At 44.2% G+C, this 514-nt stretch carries 1 protein-coding gene; it reads right to left on the bottom strand.

The features are described from left to right. Positions 1 to 402 (bottom strand): class I SAM-dependent methyltransferase (locus ABEB03_RS43635; RefSeq protein ID WP_345658665.1); only part of this gene is annotated, 402 nt, incomplete at its 3' end. Positions 403 to 514 lie beyond the last annotated feature (112 nt).

Here is a 514-nt window from a genome sequence, read left to right as displayed (position 1 = left end):
GCTGTTACGAGGAAAAAGCCGGCCATGGAAAGACCCCGGTACTCCCATCACATAACAAGAAACTTCCTCACATTTGTTACCAATAACCTCAGACGACAGGCCTTTGAAGAGGGTATTGAAATCATTTCCAAAAAGATCATTCAAGTAAACCTGAAGTTCCAGTGTTTGGCAATTCAATTCCCTGCATTTCTTTTCCATCATTCTCTTGATCGTAGAAATCACTGCGAATGTGTTTGGACCCGCTGCACAACCCAAGTCCGCTGCGTTAAGAGCTTGAAGGTGGAAATCTCTGGAGAAGAGAGTTTCAACTGCATTTTCTAGCGCTGGCTGTGCCATTGAGGCCACTTGTTGCGTGAAAGAAGAGTTTTGTGCATAACTACTTTCTCCTTCTCCTCTGTTCATGAACAACACTTCGTTCACCTTCCCCGTAGTAGCTAGCTCCATGCCTCGTCAGAAAAGTAATTTTTATAGCAAAGAGGCCAGCTGCCACAGCAGTGATATGAATATGAATAAC

Source organism: Streptomyces siamensis (assembly GCF_039543605.1).
GTDB lineage: Bacteria > Actinomycetota > Actinomycetes > Streptomycetales > Streptomycetaceae > Streptomyces > Streptomyces siamensis.
Note: the sequence above shows the minus strand (reverse complement) of the source record. Positions and strands in the feature narration are given on the sequence as shown.